General features: G+C 71.5%; 16 protein-coding genes, 1 tRNA gene and 1 other RNA gene. 7 read left to right on the top strand and 11 right to left on the bottom strand.

Annotated elements, in window-relative coordinates:
• Positions 1–194: 194 nt before the first annotated feature.
• From NE235_RS10020 to ffs, 5 genes are all read right to left on the bottom strand, one after another.
• The gene (locus NE235_RS10020) at positions 195–767 is read right to left on the bottom strand and encodes a DUF5063 domain-containing protein (protein ID WP_252801066.1); all 573 of its coding nucleotides are present in this window, start codon (positions 765–767) and stop codon (positions 195–197) included.
• Complete coding sequence (recR, locus tag NE235_RS10025) at positions 760–1,359, bottom strand: recombination mediator RecR (protein ID WP_252781197.1); 600 nt, start codon at positions 1,357–1,359, stop codon at positions 760–762. The genes NE235_RS10020 and recR overlap by 8 nt, the downstream gene beginning before the upstream one ends.
• A gap of 221 nt (positions 1,360–1,580) precedes the next feature.
• Positions 1,581–1,928: a YbaB/EbfC family nucleoid-associated protein gene (locus NE235_RS10030; RefSeq protein ID WP_252801069.1), complete on the bottom strand. Its 348-nt coding sequence runs from the start codon at positions 1,926–1,928 to the stop codon at positions 1,581–1,583.
• Between the two features lie 216 nt (positions 1,929–2,144).
• Positions 2,145–4,265 (bottom strand): DNA polymerase III subunit gamma and tau, encoded by a 2,121-nt coding sequence (locus NE235_RS10035; RefSeq protein ID WP_252801070.1) that lies wholly within the window; start codon positions 4,263–4,265, stop codon positions 2,145–2,147.
• A gap of 22 nt (positions 4,266–4,287) precedes the next feature.
• Positions 4,288–4,384, bottom strand: an RNA gene (ffs, locus tag NE235_RS10040) — signal recognition particle sRNA small type.
• Between the two features lie 50 nt (positions 4,385–4,434).
• Here ffs and NE235_RS10045 point away from each other — a divergent pair.
• The 3 genes from NE235_RS10045 (at position 4,435) to NE235_RS10055 (ending at position 5,757) form a co-directional block, all read left to right on the top strand.
• Positions 4,435–4,776, top strand: a complete 342-nt coding sequence (locus NE235_RS10045) for a DUF952 domain-containing protein (protein WP_252801072.1) — start codon at positions 4,435–4,437, stop codon at positions 4,774–4,776.
• A 10-nt stretch (positions 4,777–4,786) separates the two neighbouring features.
• Positions 4,787–4,874, top strand: a tRNA-Ser gene (locus NE235_RS10050).
• Between the two features lie 697 nt (positions 4,875–5,571).
• Complete coding sequence (locus NE235_RS10055; protein ID WP_252801074.1) at positions 5,572–5,757, top strand: hypothetical protein; 186 nt, start codon at positions 5,572–5,574, stop codon at positions 5,755–5,757.
• A 197-nt stretch (positions 5,758–5,954) separates the two neighbouring features.
• On the opposite strand, the gene NE235_RS10060 is transcribed toward NE235_RS10055, so the two are convergent.
• Both NE235_RS10060 and NE235_RS10065 read right to left on the bottom strand, forming a co-directional pair.
• Positions 5,955–6,467, bottom strand: a complete 513-nt coding sequence (locus NE235_RS10060; protein WP_252801076.1) for a hypothetical protein — start codon at positions 6,465–6,467, stop codon at positions 5,955–5,957.
• A gap of 515 nt (positions 6,468–6,982) precedes the next feature.
• Entirely contained in the window at positions 6,983–7,507 is a 525-nt protein-coding gene (locus NE235_RS10065; protein WP_252801078.1) for an ATP-binding protein, read from the bottom strand.
• Between NE235_RS10065 and NE235_RS10070 the strand changes: the two genes are divergently transcribed.
• The gene (locus NE235_RS10070) at positions 7,506–8,387 is read left to right on the top strand and encodes a GntR family transcriptional regulator (protein ID WP_252801080.1); all 882 of its coding nucleotides are present in this window, start codon (positions 7,506–7,508) and stop codon (positions 8,385–8,387) included. The two genes, NE235_RS10065 and NE235_RS10070, sit on opposite strands and share 2 nt — an antisense overlap.
• A 108-nt stretch (positions 8,388–8,495) precedes the next feature.
• On the opposite strand, the gene NE235_RS10075 is transcribed toward NE235_RS10070, so the two are convergent.
• Positions 8,496–9,353 (bottom strand): SDR family oxidoreductase, encoded by an 858-nt coding sequence (locus NE235_RS10075; RefSeq protein ID WP_252801082.1) that lies wholly within the window; start codon positions 9,351–9,353, stop codon positions 8,496–8,498.
• A 173-nt stretch (positions 9,354–9,526) separates the two neighbouring features.
• Between NE235_RS10075 and NE235_RS10080 the strand changes: the two genes are divergently transcribed.
• Positions 9,527–12,286, top strand: a complete 2,760-nt coding sequence (locus tag NE235_RS10080; protein WP_252801084.1) for a helix-turn-helix transcriptional regulator — start codon at positions 9,527–9,529, stop codon at positions 12,284–12,286.
• Positions 12,287–12,403: 117 nt separating this feature from the next.
• Here NE235_RS10080 and NE235_RS37275 read toward each other — a convergent pair whose 3' ends face one another.
• Entirely contained in the window at positions 12,404–12,907 is a 504-nt protein-coding gene (locus NE235_RS37275; RefSeq protein ID WP_289848434.1) for a LysR family transcriptional regulator, read from the bottom strand.
• A gap of 138 nt (positions 12,908–13,045) precedes the next feature.
• On the opposite strand from NE235_RS37275, the gene NE235_RS10090 reads away from it, so the two are divergent.
• Positions 13,046–13,840 (top strand): zinc-binding dehydrogenase, encoded by a 795-nt coding sequence (locus tag NE235_RS10090; protein WP_252801086.1) that lies wholly within the window; start codon positions 13,046–13,048, stop codon positions 13,838–13,840.
• Between the two features lie 25 nt (positions 13,841–13,865).
• Here the strand turns inward: NE235_RS10090 and NE235_RS10095 are convergent, their stop codons facing one another.
• Both NE235_RS10095 and NE235_RS10100 read right to left on the bottom strand, forming a co-directional pair.
• The gene (locus NE235_RS10095) at positions 13,866–14,567 is read right to left on the bottom strand and encodes an HAD family hydrolase (RefSeq protein WP_252801088.1); all 702 of its coding nucleotides are present in this window, start codon (positions 14,565–14,567) and stop codon (positions 13,866–13,868) included.
• A gap of 17 nt (positions 14,568–14,584) precedes the next feature.
• Complete coding sequence (locus tag NE235_RS10100) at positions 14,585–15,385, bottom strand: MmyB family transcriptional regulator (RefSeq protein WP_252801731.1); 801 nt, start codon at positions 15,383–15,385, stop codon at positions 14,585–14,587.
• Positions 15,386–15,536: 151 nt separating this feature from the next.
• On the opposite strand from NE235_RS10100, the gene NE235_RS10105 reads away from it, so the two are divergent.
• Entirely contained in the window at positions 15,537–16,553 is a 1,017-nt protein-coding gene (locus NE235_RS10105; RefSeq protein WP_252801091.1) for a zinc-dependent alcohol dehydrogenase family protein, read from the top strand.
• Positions 16,554–16,566: the final 13 nt, after the last annotated feature.

The raw sequence follows: 16,566 nt of genomic DNA on the forward strand, positions 1-16,566 counted from the left end.
GTAACGCCCGGGAAACCTTGCGCGGAACGCCCCCGTCGCCGCGAGATCCGGGACGGACCTGGACGGCCCGCCCCTCGCCTCCGGCGCGAAACCGCCCCGGAAGACCCTTCACGAGAGCCGGCGACCCGACGACCGGCCGCCGGCCCCGGGAGGCTCACCATGGAGCCCCGGCGGCCGGCCGCCGGACCCGGGGCTCAGCCCGCGACGGGCTCGACGGGCTCCTCCATGACGTCCAGCCGGGCGCTCGCCGAGACGGCGTACAGCGCGCGCAGCGCCGCCCCGGCATGGTTGCCCCAGTGGTTGAAGTAGCTGTACTGCCACCACCACAGCGCCTCGAGCTTACGGTCCGCGTCGTAGTGACGAAGCCCGTGCACCAGGTCGCTCGCCACGTCCACCAGGTCGTCCGACAGGCGGTAAACGGTGGGCTCGGCGTCCTTGTACGGGTCGAAGACCTCGGCGTACTCGTCAACGGCGGTCAGTCGCTCGGCCAGCCCCTGCCGGATCATGTCCAGATCCGGGTCCTCCCCGACGTCCGGCTCCCAGTTGTCCGGCAGGATCACGTCGGTGCTGGCACCGAGCTGGGCCCCGGCCACCGCGATCTGCGACACCTCGAGCAGCAACAGCGGCACCGTGTGCCCACCGGCCTCACCCGTCGCCACGGCGTTCAGGCCGGTCAGGTAGTTGTGGGCGTGCTTCGCCACACGGTCGGCGAGCGTCAGCCAGCTGTGTTCAGAATTGCTGTTCTCAGCGATGCTGTTCTCAGACATCGAGCAGTCTCCGTCCTTCGAACGCGCGACCGAGCGTGACCTCGTCGGCGTATTCCAGGTCGCCTCCCACCGGCAGCCCGCTGGCCAACCGGGTGACGGTGAGACCCATCGGTTTCACAAGCCGGGCGAGATAGGTGGCGGTCGCCTCGCCCTCCAGGTTCGGGTCGGTCGCCAGGATCAGCTCGGTCACCTCACCGTCGGCGAGGCGCTGCATGAGCTCCCGGATACGCAGGTCGTCCGGGCCGACACCCTCGATGGGGCTGATCGCTCCGCCGAGCACGTGGTAGCGCCCGCGGAATTCCCGCGTCTTCTCGATCGCGACGACGTCCTTCGGCTCCTCGACCACGCAGATCACGTGGGTGTCGCGGCGGGCGTCGCGGCAGATCCGGCACTGCTCGGCCTCGGCGACGTTCCCGCAGACGCTGCAGAAGCGGACCTTGTCCTTGACCTCCCGCAGCGCCTCGGTCAACCGCGTGACGTCGGCGGGATCCGCGGCGAGCAGGTGGAAGGCGATCCGCTGTGCGCTCTTCGGCCCGACGCCGGGCAGCCTGCCCAGCTCGTCGATGAGGTTCTGGACAACCCCTTCGTACACGGCCCCTCCCTTCTCCTCGTCGACGCGCTCACCGGCACCGGGAGCGCCATCATGACTGGACGTTCTCGTGGAGGCCGCTCACAGCGGGTGGACGCTCCTCGACGCGGCACAGGCCGCCAGGAGTGACGTCCCAGGCGCACTCCGAGACCTCCCGATCGAAGCGCGCCCGCACGACGGCACAGGGCGGGTCCACGATCGTGGGGTGGATCCGCCGCCTCAGGTCACATACCGGGCAGGCCCAGGCCGCCGCCCAGCCCCTCGGCCAATGGTCCCATCTTCTGCTGCGCGAGGTTCTGGGCCTCTTGCGACGCGTTGTTGATCGCCGCGACGACCAGGTCCGCGAGGGTCTCCGCGGTCTCCGCCGGGTCTCCCGGGTCGATGGCGGCCGGATCGATGACGATCTTGACGACCTCGTTCTGTCCGTTGAGGGTCGCGGTGACCAATCCGCCGCCGGCGGTCCCCTGGATCTCCGTCTCGGCGAGTTCGCGCTGCAGGCTGATGAACTGTTCCTGCATGCGCTGCGCCTGCTGCAGCATCTGCTGGATATTCGGCTGGCCACCGGGTTCCACGGTGCTCTCCTTATTCGATCGTCCGTTGAGACGAGACTACGGGGTTCGTCCCCGATCCGGTATGCGGCTCCGGGCAACCGGTACCGCCGTCCCATAACACCCCTGACCGGGCGGCGAGCCGCGTACGGAGCACTCGGTGACGCCGCCGATCGGCGCAGGAGTATGCCCTGTTTCCGGCGGGATGACCCTGCCGTTACCGAGCTTTTCGCCGGGACGTCAGGTGTTGTCGAACTCCTGGATCACCTTTCCGCCCAGAACCTGCTCGATCAGGGCCATCCCGGTCAGCGCGGCCTCGCTCCCCGCGTCCGCGTCCCCTTCCGGATCGACCTCGTCCGCCTCGTCCACGGGCTCGGGCGGCGGCGGAACCGGGCTCGGCGGCGGCGCGGGGACCGGTGCCGACTGCGGCGACGGCGTCGTACGAGGCTCGCGGGCCGGAGCCGCCGGAGCACCCCAGCCGCCCGGGTCCGGGGGCGGCGACGCGGACCGCGCGGCCTGACCCGACCCCCCGGCGAGGACCGCGTCGATGCGCCAGTCGACGCCGAGGACCTCCTTCAGCGCGTCCCGCAGGACGGCGTCCTTGCCCCCGGTCGTGAACCCCCGCCGCTTACCGTCGTTGGCGAACGCGAGCGTGAGCACCTGGCCTTCGAGCGACGCGACCTCCACGCCCTCCATGAGGATCCACGCGACCTTGCTCCGCTGCTTGACCGCCTCCAGGATGTCCACCCACATCCGCCGGATCGCGCCCACGTCCACCCCACCGGCCGGCGCACCCGCCCCGGACCCCCCGCCCGCCGACACGGCGGGAGACGGCGTAGGGCCGGACGACGGTACGGAGGAGGACGACGGCACGGAGGAGCCGGACGACTGCGCGGTGGACGGCGTCGGCCAGTCGGCGGCGGACGCCCGGCCCGGGGCCGGAGCCGCCCCGGACGTACGCGCCGGTACGGGCCAGTCCCCACCGGGAGCGCCGCCGGACGGCTCCTCCCGCTGCGCGGCCCTCGCCTGAGGGGCGGACGGCGCCTGGGCGGCGGACGGGGCCGGCGGCTGCGGCCGGGCGGGCTCCGGAACCTCCGCCCGCGGCGCAGGACTGTGCGGCGCGGCCGGCTGCGCGTGCTGGGCGACGGAGGGCGGCGGCGCCGAGACGGCCGGAGCCGGGGCCGCCGCCTGGCCACCGCCGAGGGCGACGCGGCGCTCCAGCCGCTCCAGGCGGGTCAGCAGCGAGGCTTCGTCCTCGTACGCCGCCGGCAGCAGGATCCGGGCACCGATCAGCTCGAGCAGCAGCCGCGGCGACGTCGCCCCGCGCATCTCCGTAAGGCCGGTGTGCAGCAGGTCGGCGGCGCGCGTCAGCTCCGCCGGGCCGAGCCGGGACGCCTGCGCCTGCATCCGCTCGAGCTCGTCCGGCGGCACGTTCAGCAGGCCCGTCGCACCGGAGTCGGGGACGTTCGACAGGATGACGAGATCACGGAAGCGCTCCAGCAGGTCGGCGGCGAACCGCCGCGGGTCCTGCCCGCCCTCCATCACCCGGTCGATCGCCGCGAACACCGCCGCCCCGTCCCGGGACGCCACCGCGTCGACGACCTGGTCGAGCAGCGACGAGTCGGTGTAGCCCAGCAGGGACACCGCGCGGGCGTACGTGATGCCCTCCTCGCCCGCGCCCGCCAGCAACTGGTCCAGGATCGACTCGGAGTCACGCGCGGACCCGGCACCGGCCCGAACGACCAGCGGAATCGCGGCCGGCTCGTACGGCACGCCCTCCTTCTGAAGGATGTCCTCGAGCAGCTCGCGGAGGGTGCCCGGCGGGATCAGCCGGAACGGGTAGTGATGCGTACGCGACCGGATCGTCCCGATCACCTTCTCGGGCTCGGTCGTCGCGAAGATGAACTTCAGGTGCGGAGGCGGCTCCTCGACGAGCTTCAGCAGCGCGTTGAACCCCTCACGGGTCACCATGTGCGCCTCGTCGATGATGTAGATCTTGTAGCGCGCCGCCACGGGCGCGAAGAACGCGCGCTCCCGCAGGTCACGGGCGTCGTCCACACCACCGTGCGACGCGGCGTCGATCTCGATCACGTCGATGTGGCCGGCTCCGGACGGTCCCAGCGCCGCACAGGACTCACACTCGCCGCACGGCTCGGGAGTCGGGCCCTTCTCGCAGTTCAGCGAGCGGGCGAGGATGCGCGCGCTCGACGTCTTGCCACAGCCCCGCGGCCCGCTGAAGAGGTACGCGTGGTGGATGCGCCCGTTGCGCAACGCCTGCTGCAGCGGCTCGGCGACGTGCTCCTGCCCCTTGAGCTCGGCGAACGTCGCTGGCCGGTACTTGCGGTACAGAGCCAGACTCATGGGGGTCCGTCCTCGTCGAAAAGCAGAGGACCCCCCGCACACCCGTCAGAGCCTGCTTATCCTTGCTGCCTTCCGGCCCTGGGGAGGTTCACAGGATGGACGCCGTGCGAGGGGTCTGCTCCGAGTCTATGGCATCCGGCGCACGGGTTCGGCCCGTACGCTCGGCTTCATGTCGAGCGATTCCGAGGACACGCCCGCACCCATCTTCCACATCGCCGAACGGGCCGACTGGGAGGCCGCACGGGACGCCGGCCGCCCGTACGACGTGTCGACCCGCGGCCGTACGCTGGCCGAGGAAGGCTTCATCCACGCCTCCCGCGACGACGAGCAGGTCCGCAAGGTCCGGCGCGCCTTCTACGCCGACCTCGACGACCTCGTCCTCCTCGTGATCGACCCGGCGGGCCTGGACGTCCGCCACGAGCCCGTCGGCGACGACGTCTTTCCCCACGTCTACGGCCCGATCCCGCTCGAAGCGGTCATCGAGGTTCGCGCACTGCCGAAGAACCGGTAGGCTCTGCGGCGGAGGATTCGCCTAGTGGCCTAGGGCGCACGCTTGGAAAGCGTGTTGGGGGCAACCCCTCGCGAGTTCGAATCTCGCATCCTCCGCCAGCTTGACCAGGCAAGACGTCGGGCCGGTGCCCCACGGGTACCGGCCCGACGCGCTTCCTAGTCTTAGTTGGGCGCCAGACGCGGTACCCACTCACTCGACGATGCCGCGAAACGGCAGGACTGGGCTGGCTCCGTACAGCCAGCGCCGGCACGCATCGAGGCGGCTCAGCTTCTCCCGATCCGTGGTGTCAGAGCGTCACCCTGAAATCACGTTGAGATAGTATCGCTAGCGATTGTATCTACGTCGATACCATCGCCAGCAGGAGACTCACCATGCGGCGTTGGTGGCGGTCTCCCGTAACGGGGTCGACTGTTCTGGCCTCCAGGCTGCCTATGGACCTGAGCAACTACTCAGCGCCTGGCGCAGGGCGTGAGCGGGGCACCAATTCGCCCGCCTCAGTTCGCTTGTCTTCCTCGCCCTCGGTCACCGTTTGTCAGTCTCGGCGAGCGATGAGTGGGCGCATGGTCTAGGAGTCACCGACGGCGCCGGTGGCCCAGGTCCCGCCACTGGGGATGGCTGCCGCCCTAAAGAGCGACGCGGTGCCCGTGGCTGGTACCGCGTCGGCGGTCCAGCGCTCGCCGGTCTATCGCAGCACGGACATCCCGTACTCCGAGAGGCTGGGCGAGAAGATGTCGTCGACGGCTACCAACCGGCCGCGGTCAGCCGCGAGGCCGAACACCACGCACGGCCGCTCCAATGCTCGACCCGAAGTCCTACGCCTACCTGGGGGGAAGAGCAATCTCGATCAGACGCCACGCCTTCCGAGGGGCTGGCGATAGCCTCAACCTGGATGCCGGGTACATCAAGAAGGGCGTCTTGCAGGACCTCACGATTCGCACCGCCGCCGCGATCGTCAGCGCACCGGGACAGCGCACAACCTGACCACCAGCGTGTCTGACGGCCAACGGACGCGGGGGTATGCCGTGCGCGAGGGTCTCTCTTCGTGCATGCGCTCGAAGGCCATCTTCAGCGATGCGCGGGCTCCGTATGTGGACGACGGCCGCCGGCACGGCACGGCTCCCGGCCGCGCTCTATGTCTCCGCCCCGCACCAACCTGGCCGGCGCCCGTCGCCCATCAGCTAATGGTCTTGGGAATCTTCGGAGCCGTCCTTGCTTTCAGCCACCAGCCTTCCGCCAACGAAAGCCACGCCTAGCGCAATCGCGACACCAGCACCGATTAGCGCTTTGTTGAACACGGCATCCAAGAACTTCTTGTTCTCGCTGTCCTTCTGAAAATCCATCCTCCCAGTTTCCTGGATGCGCTCGATGATGAACTTCCGCTGTTCCCAAGTTAGATCGTCTTTGTCGAGTTCGCCCTTGAGGATCGCCCTGATCTCCTGAAGAGCCTGATGGACATACTCCTGGCTTTGCTTGTTGGCCGAAAGCGTGGACTCATGGGCTCTCTCCATCGCGTCCACAGTGTCGCGAGCGAACTCCTTGAATGTGGGGAACTGCTCAACGATCTTTAGAGCCACCTCAGTGTCCATGTCAGGCATCATGGCCGCGAACCTGATCATCTTGTCTTTGGAGAGGTTCCTCCAGGACTCGATCTCAAGCGCCTGCATGATCTCAGCTTCGTTGTTGTAGCGCATGCCATGGTTTCCGTCCGCCGCCCTGTCTGGTCGCCCCGAATCCTAACGGCGACCTCCCACAGCCAGCGGCTGAACCAGCGGCATGCTTGCCGTATCTCCCTTCCGACAGTGGAGAGACCGGCCTTGCACCCGCCGTTCATCTCAGTTCCCGTCTCATTCAGCGCCATGCTCCCGGTGGCCAGGACGAGGAATGCCCCCACCATGTGAGGTAGGAGCTCACACCACCGCCAGTTCGGCTGCGCGACAGGCGTACACCAACTGCTGCGGAGTCACGGCGAACAGGATCGGGTCGCGAGTGTCGAAACGGGCGATGGCCATGTACTCACGCCGGTACCAGCACCACATCACTAACCACTGACGGCACAGACCCTGCAGCTCGCCAAGTTGAGCAGGACTTGGGTCACAGCGGGCCACAGGGAGGTTGGTGGCCGTTCCTCCGACGACCAAAGCACGGGCCGGTGCGGGTCGGAATAGCCTGACGAATCCTGCAAGGAATGCACCGATTCTCACGCCTCTTAATTCTGTTCTTGATGGACCGTTGCCAGAGTGACGTCCGACGCCGCTCGGATATGTACGGCCTCGCCGGCGCGCTCGAGCATCACCCAAGGGAGCGCGGACGGACTCATGCATCCCGGAGTACTTCGGCTCTCGGTTGGCCACGCCTTCACCTCTGCCCAGGCCAAGCGGCCTTCGCTGGACGCCTCGTCGCCCATGTCGTCGGCGAGTTGGGCCACGATGTGCAGGCCGCGACCGAAGTCGGCGGCTTCATCCGCCGCCCAGAGGTCTGGAGCCTCCCGTCGAGGGCCCTCATCTCGGACTTCTAGGCGGATCCGCTCCCCTTCGGCGGTCAGTCGCAGATGGATGTTGCCACCCTCGGCCGCCGTCGAATGGCGTACGCAGTTCGTCGCGTACTCGCTGGCGATGATCTCCATTCGGTCGCAGATGTCCCCCGAGAGATCGCCGAGGACCTTACGCACCCAGTGCCGGACGCCGGGCACCACAGACGGTGAACCTGCGACCTCCATCACCCACTCACTCATGGCGCACCCCGACTCACCCTCCGTCACCAACCTGGAACCCAGGTTCATAGCTGGATTCCAGGATGTCAAGGGCTCGCCTACGATGGGCCTTGATCGAAAGATGACTTTCGAGGGGGCCACCGGAGTGCCGGCTGAAAACCTGCTCTACCTGCGGGTTGCGGACGATTTGCGCCGCCAGATCATCGACGGTGAACTGGTCGCCGGATCACGGCTTCCCTCACGTGCCCAACTCGCCGAACAGTTTCATGTCAGCGAGAACGTCGTACGCCGAGCGATCGACGTCCTCATGGCCGAAGGACTCATCGAGACCCGCACCGGCGCCCGGCCCACCGTCCGGCAGCGTCCACAGCTCCGCCGGCTTACTCGCTCCTGGTACCGCGAACAGCGCGAAGGCTCACCCTTCCGCGCCGACATCCAGGCCCAAGGCCACGAAGCCGACTGGACCTGCGAATCCAAGACCACGACCGCCCCGCCGACCATCGCCGAGCGGCTCCGCATCGCAGCCGACGCACCGGTGATGCGCACCGACTACGTGTTCACCTCCGATGGCGAACCGGTCATGATGAGCACGTCCTACGAGCCGTTGGAGCTGACGCGCGGCACACCGGTGATGCTGCCCGAACGCGGCCCGTACGCCGGCCGGGGCGTTCGGGACCGGATGTCGGCGATCGGGCAGCGCATTGTGACGGCGACCGAGGTGGTGACGGCCCGCCCCGTCACGCAGAACGAGTCGGCCGCCATGAACGTGAGCGCGGGCACCATCGTGATGGTGATTCAGCGAACGTACTGGACCGATGAGCGGCCGGTGGAGACAGCGAACATCGTCGTGCCCGCCGATCGGTACGAGCTGCTGTACGTCATCCCCGTCGAAGGCGACTGAGTCCCACCCGGGCCGACGCGACGATGTGGGCGCCGAGCACGTGGGTCAGATGTCGCGCGCCATCACCGACCATCACCAGGAGCTGTCGGCTGATCCCCGGCGGGTCGGCTATCCCCGATCACTCCTGGTCCAGGCCGCTGTGCAACCGCCGGTCGTGGCGGCGCTCTCCTTCTGCGCCTCCAGTTCGGCCAGCCGCTCGGTCAGGGCGTCGTGCATGAACCGGTAGGCGTCACTGCCGAGCACCAGGCGCCGCGGCGCGGGGGTCCGCCCGGCGCTCGCGATGATCGCGGCGGCCATCTTCGCGGGGTCGCCGGCGGACGGCGGGGCAGTCCTGATGCCGCGGACCATGGCAGCGGGGGTCCCGTCGTAGGCCGCCAGGGGCTCGGCCAGGCGGGCGCCGCCGGAGCGGAAGCCGGTGCGGGCGCCGCCGGGCTCGACGATCGTCACCTCGACGCCGAAGGTCGCGACCTCCTTGGCCAGCGACTCCATGAAGCCCTCGATGCCCCACTTGCTCGCGTGGTACAGGGTGGCTCCCGGGTGCGTGGCCTGGCCGCCGTACGTCGAGATCTGGATGATGCGGCCGCCGCCCTGTTCCCGCAGGTGCGGCAGCGCCGCCCGGGCCACCTGGATCGAGCCGGTCAGGTTCGTGTCGATCTGGTGCCGTACCTGCTCGTCGGTGAGTTCCTCCGCCGCGCCGAACAGGCCGTACCCGGCGTTGTTCACCACGACGTCGATCCTGCCCAGCTCCTCGAACGCTCGGTCGACGACCCGGCGGACCCTGGGGAGGTCGGTGACGTCCAGCTCGGCGAGCCACAGCCGGTCGCCGTAGGCGGACCTCAGGTCGGCCACCGAGTCCGGGTCGCGGACCGTGCCCGCGACCCGGGCGCCGTCCGCGAGCAGCCGCTCGGTCATGCGGCGGCCGAAGCCACTACTCACACCGGTGATCAGCCACGTCTGTCCGGTCATGTCCTGCTCCTCACAGTAGAGAGCGGGCCGTTCGGCCCGACGTCGTCCATGCTCCGTCCGAGGCGCCCACCAGGACATCTGCGACGTCACCAGTCCGGTCACCAGTGGGGTGCCCGTACCGCCCGGGCACGATGGACGACCCCCGGGACCAGCGCGGATATCCTGATCGCGCGATGCCACGACCCCCCATGCCCCCTGCCCTCGTCGGCCGAGAGCGGGAGCGCGCGCAGATCGACGGCCTGTTGGCCCGTACGGCTGAGGGCGAGGGCGGCGCCCTCGTCCTGCGGGGGCAGCCCGGCATCGGGAAGACGGCGCTGCTGGAGTACGCCGCGGCCCGGGCACCGGGGGCGCTGGTGCTCCGGACGACCGGATTCGAGCACGAGTCCGCGCTGGCCTTCGCCGGCCTGTACGGTCTCGTCAGCCCCCTCACCGACACGCTGCTCGCGATGCCTCCGGAGCGTTCCGGCACGCTGGCCGCGGCGATCGGGCTGTCCGGGGCGACCGGTGAGGCGGTGTCCGACCGGTTCCGCGTCGCCGCGCAGCTGATGATGCTGCTGGCCTCGGCCGCCGAGCGGCGGCCGCTGCTGATCCTCGTCGACGACGCGCAGTGGCTGGACCGCCCGTCGAGCGATGCCGTGCTGTTCGCCGCCCGCCGGTTCCGGGCGGAACCGGTGGCCGTGCTGATCGCCGTCCGCGACGGCGAGCCGGGCGACTTCACCACGCCGGGTCTGGAGGAGATCCTCGTCGAGGGCCTGCCCGAACCCGACGCCGCCGCCCTGCTCACGGTCACCGGCAAGGACGTGGCGCCGGCGGTCCGGGCACGGCTCCTGGCCGAGGCGCACGGCAATCCCCTGGCCCTCATCGAGATTCCCGGCAGCCTGTCCGAGGCGCAACTGCGCGGCGACGAACCGCTGCCGGAGACGATTCCGCTGACGCCGCGGATCCGGCGCATGTTCCACGAGCGCATCGGGCGGCTGCCCGAGGCCACCCGGACCGCCCTGGTCCTGGCCGCCGCGGACAACACCGGTGACGCGGCGGTGGTGCTGCGGGCCGCGGCCGTGCTGAACCTGCCCGACGACGCCCTCGACGCGGCCGAGCACGCCGCCCTGATCCACACTCGGGGCGGCCGCATCACCTTCCGCCACCCCCTGGTGCGCGCCGCCATCTACGACGGCGCGACCCTCAGCCGGCGCCGGGGCGCCCACGCCGCGCTCGCGCGGGTCCTGCGCGGCGAGGAGAACACCGACCGCCGCGTCTGGCACCAGGCGCTGGCGGCCGTGGAGAACGACGAGCAGATCGCCGCGGCCCTGGAGGAGTCGGCCCACCGCGCCACGCGCCGGGCGGCCCACGCGCCGGCGGCCGCGGCACTGCTGCGGGCGGCCGAGCTGAGCACCGGCGAGGGCCGCCGGACCCTCCGCCTGGCCGCCGCGGCCGAGGCCCTGTGGGCGGCCGGCCGGGCCGACCGCGCCCGGGCGGTGGCCTCCCGCGCGCTCGCGAACGCCGACGGCGAGCCGTCCGCGCGGCTGCTCCGCCTCGGCGGCATCATCGAGGCCCGCGCGGGCCATCTCCGCAACGCCTGTGACCAGCTGCTGGAGGCGGCGCAGGCGAGCAGGGACCCGTCCGGCGCGCTGGAGACGCTGATCGAGGCCGCGGGTTCGGCGTTCTTCCTGGGCGACGCCGGCCGACTCGGCGTGCTGGCCGAGCACGCCGCCGCGATCACGCCACGTACCGACCGCGACCGCTTGATCGCCTTCCTGGTACGGGGGCACGCGAAGCTGCTCGCGGGAGCGTACGAGCAGGCACAGGACCTGCTCGGCGCCGCCGCCGAGCAGGCCGGGCGCGCGGACGACCCCCGGGCGCTCGTCTGGGCCGCCCGCGCGGAGTCCATCGCCCACGGGATGGGAGCCGGCCTGGCCCACGCCGAACGAGCCGTCCGGCTGGCACGCCGTCAGGGTCTGATCAGCCTCCTGCCGATCGCCCTGGCCCAGCAGTCCGCCGACCTCATCGGTGCCGGCGGCTACGACCTGGCCTACGCCGCCGCCGAGGAGGGCGAACGGCTGGCGGCGGAACTCGGCCAGGGCAGGGCGACGCACCTCGATCACCTGGCGATGGTCGAGGCGGTGCGCGGCCGGTACGACGAGGCCCGCGCGCATGCCGACGAGGTGCTCGTGCTGGCCCAGCGCAACGGGTCCGCCTATCACGCCGCGCTCGCCCGGTGGGCCGTCGGCTGCGCGGAACTCGGCGCCGGGCGGCCGGCGGAGGCCGCCGAACGGCTCCTGCCCGTGACGGCGGTCGGGAACCCCGGTTTCAACCCCGTCGTCGGATTCGCCGCCATGCCCGACGCGATCGAGGCCACGATCCGCTCCGGCCGCCGCGACGAGGCCGAGCGCCTGACCCGGACCTTCGCCGCCTGGGTCGCCGCGGCGCCCACCGACGCGCGGCGGGCGCTCCTCGCCCGCTGTCAGGCCCTGCTCGACGAACGGTCGGCGCAGGAGCACTACGAGAACGCCGTCAGGCTCGCCGCCGCCCTGTCACCGTGGGAACGTGCCCGCTCCGAACTGCTGTACGGGGAGTGGCTGCGCCGCCGACGCCGCCGCCGGGAGGCACGGCCGCATCTGCGGGCCGCGCACGAACTGCTCACCGGCATCGGCGCACGGCCCCTCGCCGAACGCGCCGCCGCGGAGCTCCGCGCCACCGGGGAGACCGCGGCCCGCACCGCCCCGGGGGCCATCGACCGGCTGACCCCTCAGGAACTGCAGATCGCCACCCTGGCCACGCAGGGCCTGACCAACCCCGAGATCGCGGACCAGTTGTTCCTCAGCCCCCGGACCATCGACTACCACCTGCACAAGGTCTTCACCAAGCTCGGGATCGCCTCCCGTACCCAGCTGGTCCGGTACGGACTGACCCGGCCGGCGGACCCGTCGCCCTGAACCACCGGCGTACCGCGCTCACCCCGCGCCCTCGACGGCCGCGCCCATCCCCCGCGACGCGGCGACGGCCACCGCCGCGCGCACCAGCACGGCTGCGGGACCGCTCCGGCCAGGCGATCACCAGTGCGGCGGGCGGACAGTCCTCGACGGGGACGTACGCCACGGCGCGCCGGGGATAGCGCGCGGCGACCGATCGGCCTCACCCGTCCGCAACAGGTGCGGGTGCTCCCGCCACCCGCACAGCCGTACGGCGACGGGCCCGGCGCCGGGCTCGGCGACCGCCGCGGCGAGGATGTCCTCCAGCAGGCCGCCGTCGGCGTCCGCCTTGACGGCGAGCAGCACGCTTTGATGCGGCGCCGACGCCCGTACGGCACGGCGGACCGCCGCGTCGAGGGCCTCCAGGGCGGGCCGCGCGTGAGTCAGCAGTACGGCGCCGGGCTCGGTCAGCTCGACCACGCGCGTGGAGCGCTCGAACAGTCGCACGCCGAGCTCTGCCTCGAGGTTGCGGATCGCCCGTGACAGCGCGGGCCCGGCGATGCCGAGCCGTGCCGCGGCGCGCGTGAAGTTGCGTTCCTCCGCGACCGCGACGAAGTACCGCAGGGCCCGGGACTCCGCCGGCATGCCTCTCACACTATTGCCCGATCGGCATCGTGATCGATGCCTTTTCGTTCATGGTCGGTGCCGGATCGGTCCTTCCCGGGCCCTCGCCGCTCCCCCAGGCTGATGCGACGGCAGGCCAACCGCGGAACGGAGAAAAGCATGCGAGCGATCGGGATCGCGCATTTCGGAGAGACGCCGGCCCTCAGGGAGGTGCCCGTCCCCGAGCCCGGCGGCGGCGAGGTGCGGGTCGCGATCGAGGCGGCGTCGATCAACCCCCTGGACCTGGCCATCGCCTCCGGGGCGCTGGCGGCGCTCGGGGGGTACCGGTTCCCGCTGACACTCGGCATGGACGGCGCGCTGCCGACCGCCGGTATGACCGCGCTCGGTGCGATCGACGTCATGGGAGTGCCCGAGGGCGGCACCCTGGTCGTCCTCGGCGCGACGGGAGGCGTCGGCACCTTCACGATCCAGGCCGCCGCCGCCCGCGGAATCCGCGTCATCGCCACGGCGTCCGCCCGGCTCGCGGAGGAGGTACGGAGGCTGGGCGCCACGGAGATCGTCGTACGCGGTGCGGAGCCCCTCGACGAGGCGCTGCGGAGGCTCGCGCCGGAGGGCGTCGACGCGATCCTCGACGCCGTCGGCGACCGCTCCCTCACGAGCAGCGTGGCCGGTGCCGTACGGGACGGCGGGGCACTGCTGTCGATCGGCTCCGGCCTGGAGGAGAGACTCCTCGCCGACGAGCGCATCCGTGCCGCCGACTACCGGCTCGATCGCAAGCCCGAGCGGCTCGCCGAGCTCACGGCACTCGTCACCGCGGGCACCATCCGGCCCGTCATCGGCGCGAGGCTCCCCCCTGGAGGAGGCACCGCTCGCCCTCACCGGCGGTATCAAGGCCACCGGAATGCGCGGCAAGACCGTCCTCCAGGTGCGCTGACCTCCGGACGATGCCGGTGACCGGCGGTGCTGCGCGACCGGGGAGTCAGGGGGCGCTCACGCCCAGCACCGACCTGACGACGGCCTCGGTGTCGGACAGGTCGGCGAGGACCAGTTCGGCTCCGGCGTCTCTGAGGGCGGCCTCGTCGCTCGCGCCGGTCGCCACGGCGACGACCCGGGCGCCGCCCTGGTGACCGGCCAGCACGTCGTGCGGCGTGTCGCCGACGACGACCGTGTGCGCGGGGTCGAACGGATCTCCGTACTTGCCGGTCGCGCGTTCGCGGGCGAGCCCGACCATCGGGGGCCGTCGCAGGTCGTCGAAGCCGAACGCCCCGACCTCGAAGTCCACGAACGTGTGCAGGCCGAAGGCGGCCAGCTTGCCGCGGGCGATCGGCTCCAGGTTGCCCGTCAGCACGGACTGGACGACCTCCGGACGGGCCGCGAGCGCGGACAGCGCCTCGCGGGCGCCCGACAGAGGTTTTCCCCGGCGGCCGATCTCGTCCTCGCGGTCGGCGAAGGCGGCCGTGAGCGCGTCGCCGAAGGCGGTCAGGAGGCTCTCGGTCGGGGCGATCCGGTGCAGGCGCAGCGTCTCGGTGATGATCGCACGGTCGGTCCTGCCCGCCATGTCGGCGAGGTATTCCAGGGCACGGCCGGTGACCTGCCGGAACACCGCCGCGTAGATCTCCGCGCTCAGCCCCCGGATGCGGACCAGCGTGTGATCGACGTCCCACAGGACGAGAGTGCGCACGCCGGAATGGTAGATGCTCAGCCGCGGGTCGCCGCGCGGCGCTCGGCGCGGCGGCGGAGGAGGTCGGCGGTGGCCTGGTCCGCGGGCAGGAACGCCTCCAGGCGGAGTTCGGCGAGCGTGACGTCCGTGGCGGTGGCGAACGACGTCAGCGTGGTGATCAGGCGGAGTTCGCCGTCCGCCGACGCCAGGCGCATCGGCACGGCGAAGCCGAGGTGGTCCGCGCCGACCGGCGTGTCCGGCAGGTATCCGGTCAGTTCGTCGACGAACGCGTCGAGACGCGAGTCCGGGCTGCGGTGGGCCAGGGCGCGGAGGTTCTCGGTGACGTGCCGTCCCCACTCGGGGAGGTTGCGCACCCGGGGGGCCATCCCGTCCGGGTGGAGCATGAGCCGGATCATGTTGACCGGCGGCGTGAGCAGCTCGGGCGCGGCGCCCTCCAGGAACACCTCGACGGCGTCGTTGGCCGCGACCACCCGACCGTACGGCGCGATGACGAGCGCCGGGTACGGCAGGTGGCCGTGGAGGATCTGCTCCAGCGCCGTACGGACCGGGCGCAGCGCCGCCTCGTCGAGGCCGGACTCGCTGAACACCGGCGCGTAACCGGCGGCCGCGAGCAGGGCGTTGCGCTCGCGCAGCGAGAGGCGGAGCGACTCGGCCAGCCGGATGAGGATCCCGCGTCCCGGCTGTGACCGGCCGCTCTCGATGAAGCTCAGGTGCCGCTGGGTCGTCTCCGCCAGGAGGGCGAGTTCGAGCTGGCTGAGCCGGCGGAGGCGTCTCCAGCGCCGCAGCTCCGTACCGACGCTCGGCCGCTCGGTCGTCATGGTCACACGCCAGTTGTACCGGCGCTCCGTACGCCCGGCGATTCCTCCGGGGGAATTGCCGGGCGTCGTGGCCGCCTCGCAGGATCACCCGGCGTGGGCGCACACCGCGCCGCCGTGCCACCGCGCGGCAGGAGACTCTGAGAGGCGTTCGATGAAGAGCTATCACCTCGACACACCGGGCCGGGGCATCGCCGGGCTGACCGTCCGGGACCACGCGCGACCCGAACCCGGGCGGGGCCAGGTGCTGGTCAGGCTGCGGGCGAGCGCGCTCGGTTACCGCGACCTGATGGTGCTGGCCGGCGACTACCCGCTGCCGATCCGGCCGGGTGTGGTGCCCGGCTGCGAGGGGGCCGGCGAGGTCGTGGCCGTCGGAGAGGACGTCGTACGGGTCGCGCCGGGCGACCGGGTGGCGGCGACCGTCTTCCCGCGCTGGCTCGACGGGCCGTTCCGGCGCGAGGACGCCGCGCAGCTCGGCACCACGATCGACGGCATGCTGACCGAGTACACGGTGCTGGGCGAGGACGCCCTGGTGCCCGTTGCGGAACACCTGTCGTACGAGGAGGCCGCGGCCCTGCCGCTGGCGGCCGTGACCGCGTGGAACGCCCTGACGACGGGAGGCGTCCCCCTGCCCGGCGATACGGTGCTCACGCTGGGGTCGGGAGGGGTGTCGCTGTTCGTCCTGCAGTTCGCGAAACTCGCCGGGGCGCGGGTGATCGTTACCACGTCGAGTGCCGCCAAGGCCGAGCGGCTGCGGGCGCTCGGGGCCGACGAGGTGATCGACTACCGGCGGAATCCCGCGTGGTCGGAGGAGGTACGCAGCCTGACCGGCGGCCGGGGGGCCGATCGCGTCGTCGACCCGGCGGGCCCGCTGGAGCAGTCGCTGAAGTCGGTCGCGGTCCGCGGCGAGGTCGCCTTCGTCGGCTACCGGCTGTCCGGCGCCGCGGGGGCCAGGCCCGTCGACCCGGGGACGCTGTTCACGGCGGGCGCGGTGCTGCGCCCGGTCGCCACGGGCAGCCGGGCGCACTTCCTCGAGCTGAACCGCGCGGTCGCGGCGCATCGGCTGCGCCCGGTCATCGACCGGGTCTTCCCGTTCGACCAGGTCCCGGAGGCCCTCGCCTACTGCGAGGCGGGTGGCGGGTTCGGCAAGGTGATCATCGGCCACGGCTGACGGCGACGGCCGC

The sequence above is a fragment of the Actinoallomurus spadix genome, from assembly GCF_024055725.1.
GTDB lineage: Bacteria > Actinomycetota > Actinomycetes > Streptosporangiales > Streptosporangiaceae > Actinoallomurus > Actinoallomurus spadix.